Origin of the sequence: Tunturiibacter psychrotolerans (genome assembly GCF_051013365.1) — a bacterium.
In the GTDB taxonomy this organism is placed as follows: domain Bacteria; phylum Acidobacteriota; class Terriglobia; order Terriglobales; family Acidobacteriaceae; genus Edaphobacter; species Edaphobacter psychrotolerans_A.
In genome coordinates, this window is record NZ_CP132941.1 from 4,102,140 (window position 1) to 4,119,488 (window position 17,349).

At 54.7% G+C, this 17,349-nt stretch carries 12 protein-coding genes; 7 read left to right on the forward strand and 5 right to left on the reverse strand.

The window, feature by feature from the left end:
* Positions 1-10 precede the first annotated feature (10 nt).
* Positions 11-772: a heme-binding domain-containing protein gene (locus RBB76_RS17185; protein ID WP_429634850.1), complete on the reverse strand. Its 762-nt coding sequence runs from the start codon at positions 770-772 to the stop codon at positions 11-13.
* On the reverse strand, positions 772-1,773 hold the full coding sequence (locus RBB76_RS17190; protein WP_429634851.1) for a metallophosphoesterase family protein: 1,002 nt from the start codon (positions 1,771-1,773) through the stop codon (positions 772-774). The genes RBB76_RS17185 and RBB76_RS17190 overlap by 1 nt, the downstream gene beginning before the upstream one ends.
* A gap of 741 nt (positions 1,774-2,514) precedes the next feature.
* Between RBB76_RS17190 and RBB76_RS17195 the strand changes: the two genes are divergently transcribed.
* Positions 2,515-3,219 carry an RNA polymerase sigma factor gene (locus tag RBB76_RS17195; RefSeq protein ID WP_429634852.1) on the forward strand — a complete coding sequence of 235 codons (705 nt, stop codon included), beginning with the start codon at positions 2,515-2,517 and terminating at the stop codon, positions 3,217-3,219.
* Positions 3,216-4,043, forward strand: coding sequence for an anti-sigma factor family protein (locus RBB76_RS17200; RefSeq protein WP_429634853.1), 828 nt, complete (start codon positions 3,216-3,218; stop codon positions 4,041-4,043). Before RBB76_RS17195 ends, RBB76_RS17200 begins: the two co-directional genes overlap by 4 nt.
* A 634-nt stretch (positions 4,044-4,677) precedes the next feature.
* On the opposite strand, the gene RBB76_RS17205 is transcribed toward RBB76_RS17200, so the two are convergent.
* Positions 4,678-6,402, reverse strand: coding sequence for a TIGR03118 family protein (locus tag RBB76_RS17205; RefSeq protein ID WP_433963449.1), 1,725 nt, complete (start codon positions 6,400-6,402; stop codon positions 4,678-4,680).
* 606 nt (positions 6,403-7,008) lie between these two features.
* On the opposite strand from RBB76_RS17205, the gene RBB76_RS17210 reads away from it, so the two are divergent.
* On the forward strand, positions 7,009-7,308 hold the full coding sequence (locus tag RBB76_RS17210) for a hypothetical protein (protein WP_429628925.1): 300 nt from the start codon (positions 7,009-7,011) through the stop codon (positions 7,306-7,308).
* A gap of 6 nt (positions 7,309-7,314) precedes the next feature.
* Entirely contained in the window at positions 7,315-7,449 is a 135-nt protein-coding gene (locus RBB76_RS17215; RefSeq protein ID WP_429628926.1) for a hypothetical protein, read from the forward strand.
* Between the two features lie 584 nt (positions 7,450-8,033).
* Here the strand turns inward: RBB76_RS17215 and RBB76_RS17220 are convergent.
* Positions 8,034-11,573 (reverse strand): TonB-dependent receptor domain-containing protein, encoded by a 3,540-nt coding sequence (locus RBB76_RS17220; protein WP_429628927.1) that lies wholly within the window; start codon positions 11,571-11,573, stop codon positions 8,034-8,036.
* 1,195 nt (positions 11,574-12,768) lie between these two features.
* Positions 12,769-13,716, reverse strand: coding sequence for a hypothetical protein (locus RBB76_RS17225; RefSeq protein ID WP_429628928.1), 948 nt, complete (start codon positions 13,714-13,716; stop codon positions 12,769-12,771).
* Between the two features lie 833 nt (positions 13,717-14,549).
* On the opposite strand from RBB76_RS17225, the gene RBB76_RS17230 reads away from it, so the two are divergent.
* From RBB76_RS17230 to RBB76_RS17240, 3 genes are all read left to right on the forward strand, one after another.
* On the forward strand, positions 14,550-14,762 hold the full coding sequence (locus RBB76_RS17230; RefSeq protein ID WP_429628929.1) for a hypothetical protein: 213 nt from the start codon (positions 14,550-14,552) through the stop codon (positions 14,760-14,762).
* Positions 14,763-15,180: 418 nt separating this feature from the next.
* Entirely contained in the window at positions 15,181-15,690 is a 510-nt protein-coding gene (locus RBB76_RS17235; protein ID WP_429628930.1) for a hypothetical protein, read from the forward strand.
* 920 nt (positions 15,691-16,610) lie between these two features.
* Entirely contained in the window at positions 16,611-17,261 is a 651-nt protein-coding gene (locus RBB76_RS17240; RefSeq protein WP_429628931.1) for a hypothetical protein, read from the forward strand.
* Positions 17,262-17,349 lie beyond the last annotated feature (88 nt).

Here is a 17,349-nt window from a genome sequence, read left to right on the forward strand (position 1 = left end):
CAACCTGTCACTACTGCTTCAGGTAAGCGATCAAGTTCCTCCGCTCTTCTGCCTTGGGAACGCTGAAGCTCATATTGTTGTCGGGAACCATCAAATCGGGATCGCTCAACCACTTCTCCAGGGTCGCATCGTTCCAAGTCACGCCAGAATTCTTCAGGCCCGCGGAATATGTAAATCCCGTGATACTTCCGGCCCTTCGGCCATAGACTCCTGCCAACCTCGGTCCTTCACGATCAACAGCCATCGCATGACAGCCTGTGCAACGTTTCTCGAACACAGCCTTGCCTTGCACAGCATCGCCATCCCCAGCAAGAGCCGCCTCGCTCCCACTCGCACTCTTGCCCAGCATCGATAACGCCTGCACATCAGTCTTGGAAAGCTTCGCAGTCCAATGCAGCAACCGATACTGCAGCGGAGGCATGTCCCCGCTCTTTGCCTCTTCGAAGATCTTCGCAGTCAAAACCTGCTGCTTATCCGCCGGCATCTCCTCCCAGTGTGAGAGATCCATCTTTTTGCGTGCCTCAACGATGTCGCGCTCAATCAGCCACGATCCTGGAGCGATCCGCGCATACACCGGCCAGCGAGTCTCGCTCGAATGGCAGTCCGCACACTTGTTCACAAGTACCGCCTTCGCGTCTGCGGGCATAGTCGCACCCGCCAGCAGCGTGCCGAGTCCTTTTGCCGGCTCGGCACGCGGATTCCCAAACGGATGAACGTACCCCAAGGCCACTATTGCGGCTACGGTCAGTGCCGCAGCAGTCCACGGGCGCATTAGACAGTCTCCGCCAGTGTCGAATCGACGACAGCCAAATGGCTACGTCCTCGAACGACCTTTACCTTGGTCACTCCAAGTACACTCTCCAACTTGCCCGCTGGAACCATCATCGGCCCTGGATTCGGCGCCGCTCCCGGTGCAGGCTGCGGAAACGCCGTCGCCATCGCGGTGTGGAAGACCACATTGCCTTCGACCTTTTGCACCACTTGGTGAATGTGACCGTTCAGAACCGTCACTGAACCAAAGGGCTTCAGCATGGCGAGTGCCTGCTCTCCATCCTTCGTGCCCCATCCCCACTTCTCATAAACCATCCACAAAGGAATATGGGCGAAAACAACGATCGGAGTCGAGTGACTCAACCCGGCCAGGTCAGACTTTAGCCACTTCAATTGGTCATCGCCCATATTCCCCATCGCATCTACTTGCACGCAGTTGTTCAGGCCCACAAAGTGGACGCCCTTGTGGTTGTAGCTGTACCAGCCATTGCCCACCGCGCCCTTGCCGAAACGCTGCTTGTACTGCACCCCATCGTCGATAAAATCATGCTCCCCAGGAACGTAGAACACCTCGCTCTTGAAACCCTTGATCACCTCGGAGGCCGTATCGAACTCCGCGGCCTTCGAGTTCTGCGTGATGTCGCCCGTGTGCAGCATAAAGTCGGGAGCCTTCATTCCTGAAGGAACAAGATTCGCCCGATCGATGGCTTTCTTCAGTGTTCCTGTCACATCCGGGTTCGCGCCCTTGTTGAACCCGATATGGCAGTCGCTGATTTGCACAAAAGAAAAATCCTCCACCTTTGCAGTTCCGGCGCCACCACCGCCTTTCACCGCCTGGGCCAGCAACTTTGACGTTGGCACACCGCCAACCATCGACCACAGCAGCCCTGTGCCGGCCCATGCCATGCACCCCAGAAAATTGCGCCGGTCGATGCCATCGCCCACGGGCTTCGTAACACCTTCGTTCTCCTGCACTACTTCGTCGTCCTTGAACTGATTCATATCAATCTCCATCTGATTTTGATTGCCTGTATGGTCTAAACTGGCAAAGCGAGCTTTTATTCCGCCCGTTAGAAGAAATCGCGTCGAATAATCCAGCAGCAATTTGGTTACAGAGATGCGGCCTAGAGACTTCGGTTCAGCCACGAGGTTTGACCCGTGCGTGTCGCTGCCATCCTTGGCATTTCCCTCGTCTCGCTGGTTGCTCGACCGTCCCTATGAGCGCTCACATCCCGAGACCTTAACTTCGCCGGGGAAGCCGTGGTCGTACTCCAGGACAACGGGCATGAGGGTCAGGTTCAACGATAGCGGTTCGACGGGCTTGGGACAGCCGCTGATCTATGCCTGGAGCTTCGGCACCGCACCATCGCGATCTACGTAAGTCCGAAACCATACTATGCTGGCGACCGGTATGTATCGCGGATAACTTTGCAGCTAACTTTGATGTGCTCCGGTTCGCGGCTGGAACGACGGCAATTGCTTCCTCAACACAGTCCACTGAATTTCCCACCTGAGCTCGGGTGGCCCGGTTCAATGGCTATCCGTTCGAAACTTTGCTTATCTTCGCCTCTTTGAATAACCGCCGAGTTTGACATTCCTTCTTAGAAAAGCTCAAAAAGCATGGAATAAATCTGTCTCATCTCCGTTTTAGGAGGTATGTGATGCAGACTCTTCTTTAGTTGGGGGCTCGACCGTGCGCTTCGGCGCCATTCTTGATCTCCCCCTCGTGCTCACCCTCACACCATGACCCCTGCAACCGCACACATCGCCCGCATCTCCAGCCTTCGGCCATCCGGTGCGCCCGACTTTGCGATGATCCCGAAAGCAGACGAGCATGGTCGTGGTAACCCCATGTCTGGTTCCGCTCCGTGGACCATAGACCGTAACTCCAGTCAGGTTGAGGCATACCGCACCATGCTCTCTGAAACTAGTCGTTGCGACACCTTTGAACAACTTGCGCTCCCGCTCTTTCCGTCGCTCTACAACCACGCCTTCTGGCTGACCCACGATCAAGCCGAGGCCGAAGATCTTGTGCAAGAGACCTTCTCAAAGGCCCTCGGGGCCTTCGATTCATTCCAGCCAGGTACCAACTTCAAGGCCTGGACCATCCGCATTCTTCGCAACACCTTTCTCACCACGCGCACCGGTATAGCGGCCTCCCGCACCGTTTACCTCGAAGACCATCCTGAAAAACTGGATACCGGCGGCGGTTCCACTCCGGAAGACAATCTCATCCGTCTCGACAACCTTGCCGCTCTCCACATCGCCCTCGAGCAGCTTCCACCACAACTCCGCGAAGTTTTGCTCCTCTGCGAGGTTGATGAGATTAAGTACAAAGACATCGCCCTCATCCTTGACGTCCCCATAGGTACAGTTATGTCGCGCCTCTCGCGCGCCCGCAGTACCCTCCGCCAACTTTTGCAGCCGCAGCTTGGGGAATCCCTATGAATGAAAAGCCTCAAATCACCGAACATCTCAACTCGTACACACTCAACGCCTTCATCGACGGCGAACTCTCACCCGCCGAACGCCAAGGAGCGGAGCAGCACCTAACCACTTGCCACGCTTGCACTCTGCGTGTCCTCTCCGCCACGCAACTCAAAGCCGCTACCGCACGTGCTGGTCACCGTTTCGCTCCGCCGCCCGAAGCGCTTCGCCGCCTCGCCGCACAACTCCGTTCCCAATCGCAGTTGCAGACAAATCCTTTGACCCAAACAAACCCGCAGCCGCAAACGAAAACGCCAGCTCGCCTCTACTCCATCCGTCCCGCAGCTTGGGCAGCCCTCGCCGCAGCCATCCTGCTGACCATCTCACTCCTTAGTTGGCGTCAGCTTCATCAAACCAATACCCTTGCGGCCGAACTCCTCGACCAGCACCTCGCCACCCTCTCCAGTGCAGCCACTCCACAGGTCATCTCTTCCGACCGTCACACGGTCAAACCCTGGTTCCAGGGCCGCCTGCCCTTCAGCTTCAATCTTCCCGACACCGCCGTCCTACCATCAGATACGATTCTCAAAGGCGCGGACCTTACCTACCTCAACGGCCAGCCCGCGGCTCTGCTCCTCTTTACCATCCACAAACACGAGGTCTCCATCTTCCTCATACAACGATCGACCAACTCAACCCTCTCCACTCTGTCGAGCACCCGCGCAGGCTTCACCATCCACACCGCCACCACACCAGATCTCCGCATCGTCGCCGTCAGTGATGTCAACCCAGCCGACCTCGACAACCTTTTAGCAGTTCTAGTTCAAATACAAAAACCCGCGTAATTGCCTCAACAGCAGATCCGGTACCTCAAGATCCAAGGACGACGTGAACGAGAGACTAGAAGGTGGTTTGCCAATTTCTCTTGCTTGCACATCACGAAGAGAGCTCACACTAATTGCCGGCGAACTGGGTCCAATTAACCCCTTGCAGGAGGGCACATTCATGACACGCAAAGAGCTTCAGGCAAATCAAGAGAATATGTGGAGAGCACTTTTCGGGGAGCAGAGAATGGCTCTCACGCTCGCAGTTGAGATGCTCTCGCGTTGCCATTTATCTCCACAACAGATCCTGGCCAAAACAATGAGGGCTCTGGAAGGCTCACAGCACGATTCGTGAATTTCTTTTGGGGAAATTACTTTAGGCTTTCATGACAACTAATTTGCCGGATCATCAGTTTCAACACTCAGGGATCACGACCTATCCACGGGCAGGCAATGCGGCTTCGACAGACGCTGCGAAAGATGCTCGCCATTCGGCATCGTTTGAACCGTAGTAGCTTGACGCTCACCTCCCGCAACAGACTAAGCTTTTCTTAGCCCCTGGCTCTGAATTACTATGCACAAACGTCTATAAACTCCCTCTCCAGCAAAGGCAAGGGCTGCCTCTAGGCAGCCCTTTGTTAGCGCGAAATTTAGGCTACTGCACAGTGAAGGTGACCGTGACGCTTTGTGTAATCGCCCCCGAGATTGCATTGACCGTAACCTGTGTCGAAGCGGGTGCCGCGGGAGTTGTACTAGCTGCCTGTTGCGGAGATGCTGACGAAGAGCAACCGGTGATTGCTGCCGTAGTCACCACCAGCAGGAGAGCAAAGAGAGATCCGCGTGCAAGGATCGATTTGCGTTTCAGACTGGCGAATGCAAGCAGACCAACCGGGCCGATGAAGGCTAGGGTGATCCCGGCCCGCGACTGGAACAAATTGACAGGATGATTGGAAGATCTGTTATAACCACCGCCAGTCGGTGGTGGAGCTGCTGTGGCTGCTGGAGCGATGGCTACCGTAACCGAGGTTGTTCCAGAGCCGGAAAGCGTGACCGACGGCTGACTGAAGGTGCAGGTGACCGAGGCGGGTGTGCAGGAAAAGGTCACAGGGCCTGTGAACCCGTTCGCTGCGGCGAGTGACAGCGTCACGTTCCCGGCCGTCTGCCCTGTAGCGACTGTAACCGAACTGGCGGACGCTTGAAGGGTGAAGTTGGCCGCTGCCGGCTGGGCGACCGCGATCGAGCCGAAGAGACCGCCCTTCTCTCCGTTGATACCGGCCGCGAAGTACAGGGTGTTGGGATCGCCCAACGTTGTGGTCTGGCCGCTGTTCTGTCCGAAGAATATCTCCCACAGGCCAATGTTCGCGATTGGCGTGCCCGCGCTTGTGTTCAACGAGCCGATGAGCGCAAACGTCTTGGGATCGAAAGCGTTGATCACGCCGTCTCCGAAGTTGCCGATCAGAAGGTCGCCACCGAAGCTACCAAAACCCGCGGGAGCAAGCGCCATCCCCCACGGCGCATTCAATACGCTTTGACTGGCGACTCGCGCGATGAAGTTTCCATTGTTGTCGAACTCATTGACATAGCCGAGACCTGCGCCCACGCTCTCACCAGTTGCGGCGTTGACCTGGGCATAGGTCACATAGACGTTTCCGCCGATGCTGTGGATACCAAAGGGCGAATAACCCGCGGGCAATGTCGGATCGGCAAAGCTACCCGTAAGAGCGTGCGCAGCAAAAGTGCTGTCGAAGACGTCTACGGTGCCTTGTCTGAAGTTAGCCGCAAGCAGGAACGTTCCAGTTGCGTTGGTGTCGAGCGCGATGTCTGTGTAAGAGGCCTTGGCGGAGTTATTGACCACCGTCACCGCTTGCGTCCCGCTGTTCACATTCCAGGCGGCGATCGTGCCGTCAAGGGTGCCGAAGAGGAACAAGGCCGATGTGCTGCCCGGAATGTCGAAGATTGCGTTGTTGCTGTTATATACCGTGCCGCTCGGACTGCCTTGCGCCGGCGCGGGAGCTGCCGCCGGTATCGTGACCGACGGCAGCGACTGTACCGCAGTGGCGCCAGCGGCGGTGTCGACCGCCACCGAGCCACTGCCAGCCTTGTCGATCCAAATAGCTGGACCGACTGAAACGCCCCAGGGATTGATCAATGTGGGATCGGTTACAGTTGCCTTTACTGTCGCACCGTCCGAGATGATGTTTGTCTGCACATACGTGCTGCTAGTTTGTGCTAAGGCCCCGATCGATAAAACCCCAGTGAGGGCGACGAGTACAACTGGGTAGAACCAGTTCTTCCCGGCTCTTGCGCTAAAAAAAACTGAAGCTCTCCGAAGCGTCGGGGAAGCGTCGTGGAAGTAGGACTTGAAATTACTGACTAACATAGTGATCTCCTCTGCAACATAAAACTGAGTAAGGTCACCGTTATTCCTAATGCTCCCTCAATAATTTGCACACTAAGCGCGACACATGTCTGAAGCCAGACTTGTTCCCAAGAGTCCTAGGTGCGCTCCTTGATTCTCCAAGAAGGAGTAGGCCAACAGACTCTCTGCACTTCCGCGGCGCTCCATTCCCCGTTTTGCATTTTCCTCGGTTGTTCCGTCAGCAGCCCGCCAGACGTTTTAGAGTTGAGTCCCGAAGAAAAACAGGCGTTGATTACCTTCCTGAAAACACTGTCACTGTTGCGCTGTGAGCAGCACCCTGGTTGACTACGTGCGGACTCGCGTTCGCATCGGATCTCAGTAGTGGCCTGCGGTTCGAGTGCCTTCGTGGAGGATTCCAACCTCATCGCTTCGGTTGACTAGTGGCAACGGCTGGCGCTGTCCTTTCATCTCGTATAGACACGAAGCCCGTTTGCCTCAATTGATTGAGGTGCAGCAGAGATCCTTAGCTGAATCTTTTGCCTTCCGAAGGGACCGGACGAGGTGCGCGTCGGTTTAGAAAACTTGTGCGTCTTTAGAGTGTTGTTCGTTAGGTGAAAGATGCGATTCTTGTCTACTGCCATAGTTATAGCCATCCTCTCGCTGACTTGTACCTACGCTTCCGCCTTAGCCGAGGGTGACAGTGCAACCGCTCTCGCCGCGCTTCACGTTAAAGCGGATCAAGCTCCGCCGAGAGACATATGCTTCCTCTATGCCGAGCTCGTGAGCCAGATGACGGATCTGGCCGGCAAGCAGTTCCACTCCGGTGAGTCCGGGCAGGCTTCACAGACCATCCAGCTCGTGCAGCAATATGCCGAGAAGATCCATGCCGGCGTTACCGCTGACAGCAAGAAGCTAAGAGATGCCTAGCTGCTCATGCGGCGCGCCTCCTTTCGGCTCAAAGGCATTCTCAGCGCAGCTGCGTATGAAGACCGATCGGCTTTGGAAGTGACACTAAAGCAGTTGAATGAGGTTCAGTCAGAGCTCCTGATGCAGGTCTTCAAAAAGTAATGTGCGGTTGAATTAACCTTTTTTCGAGCGATGTGATCGTGCATTTCCCCACGATGAATTCAGTCGAATGACTGATCTTTCAGATCCGACAGCGTGAGGAGCGTGGCGCACAGGTGTCAAGCATGGCATGGAGCAATGTATGACAAGATATGACAGCGTCTGAAACATTGGTATGAATGTCGATCAGCCGAATATCTGTCAATCAACATGTCTTTTGGTCGAGCACCGGCGACCGGAGGCGCTTCGCGCGATGTTGACTTATACAGTCCGACGAGGAGAAACAGCAGCGATCGCCTAGGCCAAAGTATTTCCATGGGTTTTCGGCGAAGGGGATCAAGTACAGCTGGAGTATCAAACGCAAACATCGGATAGAGCGAGTTTCTAAGGTAGCCGCCTCGCCTCCATCTTTGAGACGGATATACTCCGCAAGACGTAGAGATTCAGGTCGATGTGACTACATAGCAAGGCTAGGTGATCGAATCAGTCAAATGAACGCCTGAGATAAACGAGGCATCACGCTAAGAAGGAAGAACCCGTCGGCGAAGAGGGGTCCTCTTCGCCGACGGGTGGTTGTGGTGCGTTGGTTAGAACTGCGCTTTGAGAACGAACTGATACTGGCGTGGGTTGTAGCCTGGATCGGTCTGGGTGATGCTTCCGAAAGCAGCATTACCAAACTGCTGATTGCCGGTGTTGTTGTTTCCGATGAAGAAGTTAGGTGTGTTGGAGATGTTGAACGATTCTACACGGAACTGCAGGTTCACTCGTTCCGTAACAGGGAAGTTCTTGAAGACTGAGAGGTCGACATCGCGGAAGTGAGGTCCGAACAGAGAGTTGCGCTGCGTGTTCCCGATGGTTCCGAGAGGCTGAGGAGCGAAGGCCGTCACGTCGAAGAACTCCGCATTGGTTTTGTGGGCCAGGCGGGGATCCTTGATGGTGTCAGGCCGATCATTTCCACCGCTGTTCTGGGGGACCGCACGGTTGTTGAAGCCATGTGCAATGCCATCGCTTTCGACTGGATTGTCTACACCAGATCCGCTCTGGTCGATCGAGAAGACCTTTCCGCTCTGCCAGACGGAGATGATGTTGGCATCCCATCCTGAAAGGAAAGTCTTCTTAATGCCGGTGAAGCTCTTGCCGTACTGCAGCTCATAGTTGAGCGAGAGAGCAAAGCGGTTTGCGATGTCAGTATCAGTGTTGCCATATTCGGTAGCCCGAATATTGGTTGGGAGCGCGTTGCTCCAACCCTGATCGCCTTGCTGGGAGAAGGTGCTGGTATCAGAAAGCCCCTTGCCCCAGGTGTAGTTAGCATCAAATGCCAGCCCCTTGGTGAAGCGGCGCTGGAAGGAGGTTTGCAGAGCGTTGTAGTTGGAGACACCTTCAGTGGCGAGATAGCTGACACCATTCAGGTTAGTCAGGTTGCCATTGGCAGCCAGGGGACGTACACCACCAACCGGGTTTGCAGCACTTCCCAGAGGAGCCAACGGGTTGTAGGGCAGGGCCTGGTTGATGTTATTGATCGACTCAGGCAAGTGCTGACCGATATTGCCGACGTAGCCGATGATGAAGACGTTGGCGCCGATCTGCTGCTCGACCTGCAGGTTGAACTGCTGGATGAGAGCGCTCTTGAAGTTCGTCTGCTCAGCGGTGAACGAAAGGCCGTTGATTGAAGATAGGTTCGCTATTTGAGCTGCGCTATAAGGCGTAGGGGGCAGAATTCCCTGGCTCAAGTTTCCGTTCTGGCCCTGAGCCGCGCAATCGCCGTTCTGCCCTTTTGGGACAGTTCCGTTATTTGCGGGCGCTAATGTTATGAGTTCAATTGCGGTTGTGGATTGGCAGGACGGGACGTTAGACGAGGTGAATGGGACGTTCTTCAGGTCGCCGTTAGAGGTGTAGTTGCCGGGGAAGTAGCTGAGTCCATAACCGCCGCGGATAATGATGGATGGGGTTGCCGAGTAGGCGAAGCCAACACGGGGAGCTACGTTGTTGTGCTGAGTTTGGATACCGGCAGTGTCACTGACACCGTTGACACCGGCGATCTTCAGAGCGCTCGATACGGTGGCCGGAGTGTCTGAAAGCGCCTGCAGATAGTCAAAGTTGGAGATGTGGTTATGGGCTTCGGTAAAGGGGGTGAAGATGTCATAGCGAAGACCATAGATCACAGTCATCTTCGGGGTGACCTTCCAGCTATCCTGAGCAAAGACGCTTGGCTCCCAGCTGCGATAGTCGGGTGGGGTGAGGTTGAAGGCACGCTGCTGCTGGTTGAAGGCCCCGAGTAAAGTCGAAGCGAGTTGATTGTTCTGTTGGGTGGTCAGATTGGCGTCGGAGTCCGACTGCAGGCCGAAGTTATACTGACCAACCGCAGAGGCGCTTTGTACGTTGCGAGCCTGCCTGCGGATGAGGCTGGCACCGAATTTGATGTTGTGGTTGCCCTTGGTCCAGCTGACGGTACCGGTGTACTGGAAGCTGTTATCGATGTCCTGAAGTGGTACAAAGGCACCATCGCCGAGGTCAGAGAACGGCCCGACTATGAAAGGGGTGAGAGAGTCGGCGAAGGGACTAAAACTGGTCTGGCTGGCAGGGAACCCAACCTTTTGATCGGCCCCCTGACCGAAGTTGAGCGGGAGCGAGAGGTTGTTGATGCGGGTGAACCCTGCCCTCAGGTCCATGAGTAGTCCTGGGGTGAAGATGTGGGTGTAACCCAGTTCGTACTGTTGGGCGATATCGGTAGCCGGGCCGTCGAAGTCAAATCTGCCGCCGCTGATTTGGATTCCGTTTTGCGTGCCCAGGCCTGGGGGGGTAAAGGTATCGACGGTGTTGTAGGCGAAGCGCGCAAAGAGCAGGTTTTTATCGCTGATCTTATGGTCGATGCGAGCGTCGTAGGTGTTGGAGTTCTGCGTCTTGTTAGGGCTGGTGATGAAGTTATTAGTCAGGTTGCCGTTGGTTGGAGCGGGGAATAGCTGCAGATAATTCAGCGCGATCGGATTGATGGTTGCGCCTGCGGCAGCTGCCTGAACTGTGCCGTTCTCGGTTGAGAAGAGGGCCTGCGGAGATCCGCCGTTGAGGCTGTGGATGTCGTCGTACTCAGCAAGAGTTGGGACGGTTTTGGTGTAGGTGATACCAGTGACCTGGCGGAATCCTTCGTAGTCGAAGTAGAAGAAGGTCTTGTCGCGGAAGATGGGGCCGCCGATGGAGGCGCCGTACTGGTTCTGACGGAGCTCAGGCTTGTTGCCAGTGCTCTGGAAGAAGTTGCGGGCATCGAAGATGTCATTGCGGAAGTACTCGTAGACCGAACCGTGGAACGCGTTCGTGCCAGAGCGGGTGACGACGTTGATGACGCCGCCAGCGGTGCGACCTGCTTCAGGAGCGTAGCTGTTGGTTTCGATCGTGATCTCCTGGATGCCCTCGACGTTCGGCTTGACACCGATTGATCCGATGACGCGCTCGTTGTCGTCGATCCCGTCAACTACCCAGTTATTGAGCGATTCGTCCTGTCCGTTGACGGAGAGGCCAGCGGCATTGGTGCGACGATCGTCGGGGCGGCCACCGCTCGAGAGCGAGTTACCTGCTCCGGGATTGGCACCGGGGACGAGAGCTACGAGCTGAACAAAGTTACGGCCGTTGAGGGGCAGGTCCTGCACTGCCTTGGCCGTCACGGTGGAGCTGACGGTAGCGCTGTCAGCCTGGAGGAGCGGGGTGCTGGCGGTGACTTCGACTACGGTGTCGGTTGAACCGGCGAGCAGGTGGACGTCATTGCGGGCGCGATCCCCAGCTTCTACTGAGAGATCCCTGACGACCTGAGCCTGGAATCCGGCGGCTTTAACGGAGATGGAGTAGTGGCCGACCGGAAGGATGTTGAAGCTGTAGTCGCCGGAGCCGTTGGAGGTGGAGGTGCGCTTCTCGTTGGTCCCGGTGTTGGTGAGGACAATGGTTGCGTTGGGAACGACTGCTCCGGTGGCGTCGGTGACGGTTCCGAGGATGTCGGCGGTGGTCAGCTGCGCGAAGGCTGCTGAGGTAAACAGGAGTAAAAGCGACAGAAAAAAAGCTAGCAGCCTAAGTTGTTGAGAAAGTTTCTGCCCGCACTGGCCGATGCAATTTGTTGCCGTTTTCTCTTGATCGTTCATCATATTCGTCCTTGTTTATCGTTTGCTCAAAAACGTAGTAGTTGATTGGTCACTTGTTTGGATCGACCTCTCCAGATTTGCCCGAGCAGTTCTGTTCGGCGTTGTTTCATGTCTTCATTTGTCTGCTCCGATCAGTCGCCATGCATGTGCCGCCTGTAGCCTGTTGCCCAAATTGGCATCGAGCATGACTTGCATGAGTTTGAGTCAAGGTCGACAGTAAGATTCGAGTGAATTGGAGTTCCCTCACTAATTCAAACCGGGCGCCGTGCAGTTTATTCCGCGCGAATGGAAATAAATTCTACCGATGGCTCAGATGAGAACTGGCGGGGTATCAAATCTATTCGCATTGTGAAATGTGGGTGGGGCTGCACTCGGTTTCGCCTGGGGCTTCTAGTATTCGGCTGATTACATCGGACGCTTCGAGTGCGCCGCCGCCACGTGCGGGATTCAAATTCGCGATTGGAGTTATTGACGATCTGTAAGAAGGACAACGCAGTTCAGAACTCACTGATTTACGGATCACTCTCGCAATTGGAGCAAACTTCATCTCGTTTGTGCGCTGTGTTCTTGAAGACTAACGTTCGGACTCGAATATCGGGGTCGTCGTTCAGCCTTATCAGAAGATGTGCAGGAATACTGCTGTTGTGGGCAACTTCCCTGGGACGAAATGACAGGATCTTCCGCGAGTTCTCGAGAACCGGTCGAGGGCCACGGGTTACACGCCACACCACACGCGGACATCGATATCAGGAACCTGTGACAGGTTTTACCAATACCGCGTTGTCCTATATGTTGGCAACATCCACCGCAACCAATCTCTTCCGTGCGCGACTCTTCCCAGAGCCAAAGGAAAGCGTCCTCTGTGAAATAGTGGCCTCGTACACCGCTATTCAATCATTGGTAATCACGCCTTTCAGCCGGCTGGATACTCGATCACCTTGCGCTTCTCGGTCAACCTTTTGTTATTACTTCAGATAACTTGCACTTCAATTTCGTTGGATTTCTACAAATATCAGGGGCCGACTATCGAAGGCCCCCGATTTATCTCGAATATAAGACTATTGAGGTTAGCGTCTGGCCGCATCTGCTGCACCAGCGAGCTCCTGCAGTGTTCTGAGGAACTTCGTGGTCTGACCGAAAAAGAGTCCATCAGCGGTGAAGCTTTCTATCGTAGCGACTGCGCCTCCAAATTTATCGGTTATAGGACGAATGACGGCGCAGTGGGGCAGGTTGGGGCTGATGAATTCGCAAAAGGGACTGGAAAGATCAGGTTTGGCTGAACCAAGTTGGGCGGAAGCAGCGGGGGATTGTTGAAAAAATCAGGGAATGTTAAGCCCCGATCCGTCACCGGAGCAACAGGGGCTTGTACTCCGTTGCCTGCGAAGTCGACCCACTCGAGAAAGTGAGCGATTTCGTCTCCTCCGATGCCAAGGGTGATCTCAAGCACCTCCGGATGTTTCACTTTTTGACTCAAGGCTGCGTACAAACTGGCGCCCCCCTGCTCAATGTATCCGAAGTGAAAGGCCGCTATATTCGCTATCACCTGAATGTGATTAGTATCCTTGAAATCAGCATTGGTGATGGGAATAGCGGTACGGTTATTGATGTTGATAGCTTGCGGAAACGTGGCGCCAAAGTCAGGATTGGTTGCACTGCGGTAGCGAACGAACCAGCTGGTGTCCACGTTGAGGTGCATAAGGTTCGTAAGGCGTCCGATGCCTGTTGACCCTGTAGCAGCACTTCCCTGCAATGTACGAAACTCGTCCAGGTTGACCGGCTCGGCTCCCTTGGATTCCAGATAGCCGTTGAGGAAGGTAGCGTGACTCACTTCATCGAGCGTATTGCTGCTGATGTACTGTGGACCATCTCCATCGAGGTTCAGAAATGCAGCTTGGTAGGTGTTCATTGGAGGGGCAGGGACTACCTCCAGGGGAAGTTGGTTCGGCGTGAGGCCACCCAGTTCCGCGTACTGTGTCCAAAGATCCGACTCGAGCAACTCTGCCGCTGCAAGAAACCGGAGGATAGCGATATCGCCCGCATCGAGCCTACCGTCTCCTACCCCAAATTGTGCGTGGGCCAAAGTTCCATTTGCTAACAAGCCGACGCCGACTGTAGCTGCGCCTCCTGTAAGAAGACCGCTTTTCATGAAGGAACGGCGGTCCACTGTACGCTTAGTGTTGCTTACTTGATTTTTCATCATTGTTCCCCGTCCTGATTCGTGTTTAGCCTTGTCTCTCTTGCGAATAAACCAAGACATTCGACGGCGCCTGATGATTTAGGCGCGTCAGTACGTCGCTGGCCGTGTCTTTGTAAACGGCTGTTAGGCTTGTGCAACCGTCGCGTCGCTTTCGACGCGAGTCGGCAAAGTTGATAGCGGTTTTTAACGTGTAATAAAGCGCCAAAAATCAAATGGGTGCGTATAAGTTGTGGGTGTCGAATCCTCCTTTGTGCGCGTGTGCATGCGTGAATGGAACTGTTGATCACATGACGCATCAGACGCGTTGCCAATCAAAACTGATGACCAAGCCCTTTATTCGATTTTTTTGAAGAAAGCCTTAAATTAGTCGCTGAGCAAAACCTTCATGCGCACGTTATTCCAAGGCCCTTGGAATAACACCCAGCAACCCAGTTGCAGCACTGTAAGCTTTCAACCGGGTGTTCGCTACCGAAGCGGAGGCCCCCCTGGAAAGTGCCTGCGAGCCGTTATAGGTAGTGGTAAGTCAAGGGTTCACGCATAGGTGATATAGAACTGCGAACTATTGTGAATATCCCACTAGCGAAATCATGGTCCTACCATGTAGCCTCCTAATCATCAAGATGGAGGAATGCGTTGAGTTTCGTTGAGTTTGATTCCTTCTATGAGGAAGAGCACCCTGTTCTACTGTTTTTCTCTCTGCTAACAAATATATTCGGAAGACGAAAGGTGGTTCTCAATCAATTCTGTTTGAATGCGACGACGATCGATTCTACGTCGTAGAAATGGCTGGCAATCCGCAGGGGCCGAATATCGTGGCCAATGAATTTCTGGGTAGCGTCATCTCAGGCGCAGTCGGACTTCCCGTACTTGAAAGTATGTTGATTCACCTGTCCGATCACTTCATCGATAGTGAGCCGGACTGCTGGTTCGAACTCCCATCAGGAAGAAAGCGTCCGGATGCCGGCTTGCATTTTGGAAGCCTGCTTGTGGGCTAACCATCTGGTCCACAACGGCCGTCAGAGTACATCAGTCCCTCGAAAATCAAATCGATTGAGAATAGGGATGCATTTTGGGGAATGTACATCTTAGACGTTTGGGCTGTTCTCCTCAGGAGATCGGCGGACGACAATGTTCAGGAGGCTTTCTTCATCGACCACGGCCCCATGTTTGGAGGCCCTGATTGGAACTTTCAAGAACGGCCGGGAGCGGCCCTCCATCTCGAATCGTCCGTTTACTCCGAACTCTGGCATGACGAGGTCGTTTCTTCCTGGATTTCCCACTTTCGGACCGTTCTTCCAGATGTCCTCTCTTGGGTCACCTCAATTCTTTCTGCCCGATGGTATAACGGTGACTTGAGAAGCCTGATGGAGGTATTAATCCATCGATTATCTAACCTAATCGAGCTTGTCCAAAATGATAGGGCTGGATCTCGATTTTTCGTTGGCCAGAACAGTGAAAATGACGCTCTGCGATTATCAGATTCTCGAATACACAAACTCAGAACTCCGGACACACGGAGTGCCTTTTATCGTGATCTTGCGGTTTCATATGCAAAATTCCTACGTTCTGACCGGGTATGTTTTGCAAAATTGGAGAGGTAAGATTGGAGCCACTTCGGAGGGCGAGCTCGATGATGTCGAAGATTTTCTGGAAGATCTTCAGCGTCACAGCCGTATCTCGCCATCATCCGATACGCGTTTCTTTGATCGTTTGAATGGCCTTGGTGTTGGACCGCTCCGCGCATTTGTATCCGGCTCTTGCCTCGTACCAGAGCTGGATACGTTACTTCCGATGTTCTTCGATGGCCAGGTCGGACTGGCAGGGTGGCAAAGATCTTTCGATCTAGTCGGTGAGAACTGTTTTGATCTGGCAGAAAAGCTGGTCCCGGCATCTATTACTGGCTCTTTGCCCTCAGACGGGTAGAATCGACGTCACATAATTGGACCCTGTAGTACAGAGATCGGCCCTATTCCCGCCGATCCCTGACCCAGGCAATGGCGCAAGCGGCAAAGACGAAGAAGAATGTTGTTGACCACAACAGTAACGTTCCGTGCAATGACATGCAGATGTAGAGACGCTTCCAAGGAAATGGATATCCTCTCGCACAGACGGTCGCTATAAGGAAAAACGTACATACATCAAACAGCTTCATTTTTCTCCGATGCTGGACTAACTCAACGTGTGCCATCAGATACGAGGTTATTCTAGCTCCAAAATTATGCTCGGACCAGATCGCAGTCGAATTTAATCCACACGCCGACCCAAAATGGAGCCGCCTCACGCATACCCGGCGAGGGTGTTGCTCGCGGAATCTTGGTCCAAGCAGAACACCGTATCAATTGGCCTGCGAGTGTGAAGCCTGGTGCTTATGGTGGCTCAGCCGCGCGGTTCCAGCTGGAGTTGCAGCCAATCGCATGGAACAGCACTCCGGGATTTCTGGTCTCGGCGAATGCCGGGTATCGGGGTGCGAGATTGTTTTGGCGGCGACGGTCTCCCGTCGAGCTCGGCTGTTAAATCGTTCTCCTCCTCTCGGTTTATCGCTGATTGCCGATCAATATAAGCAGGTACAACCAGCTGAACCAGCCGCGCGGGATTTTCGGATGCGCCACAACCTCTACTCATATCCGTTCAAACTGCTGCACCGCGTTATTGCACTTTGCACAAGACTATGTGGCTCTCGCGGATGGATAACAGAACGCTCTTCGCGTGTCAGATTCTACTGACGATGGTTTACTCGATCGCCTTTCTGGGAATGAGGCGGATGTATCGTCCTTTTCCTGGCACTGGGCCATTCGCGCTCGGATTTTTTTCGGGCTTTTCTGCTTGGAACTGTGCCCCTCGGTTTGTCTCTCACAACAGGTTGCGCGAGTGGAACCTCCTCGGGTGGCAGCACGACCCCACCGATGACGGGAACTGGTGACGCCGACGGTGACGGTCACGGCGTCGCCTTCAGGAAGCATCAGCGCCGCGCAGGCTCTGAGCGTCGCGGTTGCGGTAGCATCGAGTGCCGGGGCGCCTGCGGGCTCGGTGGTCTTGAGCAGCGGAAACTACGCCTCGTTCCCATCTTTGGTAATGGCGGACAGGCGGTGAGCGTGCCGGCGGGGCTGCTGGCCGTAGGAACGGATACCTTGACGGCCAATTTCACGCCCGCGAATACGGCTTCGTACGCGAGCGCGGCGGACACCACTGTGACGGTGTTGCCTTCAGGAGCGGCGACGCCGGTGGTGACGGCCTCCAGCGTTACTTATTCGACTGGCGGTTATGGCAGCCCGTTTCGGGCGCTGCTTCGATGTTGTGATGTCACCGGATGGCAAGTACGCGTTTGTGGCCAACGAGTATGGGGTGGCACCGGGTGCAACCGCGGAGGGGAATATAGGGGTTGTGGCTCTGCAGTACGACTCGTGAGGGATCGTGTCGGAGGGGACGCTGGAGGGACCGTCATTTCATCAGTTCCCCGCTCTAATCTTGCAAGCCAACTGCTGGAGATCTCATAAGACCGACTACCCCATGCCTTGGCGAGGCCCTCACTCTTCTCTTTTACCTCTCTAAAGACAGCCCCCAACGGATGCGTGTTCCACGAAG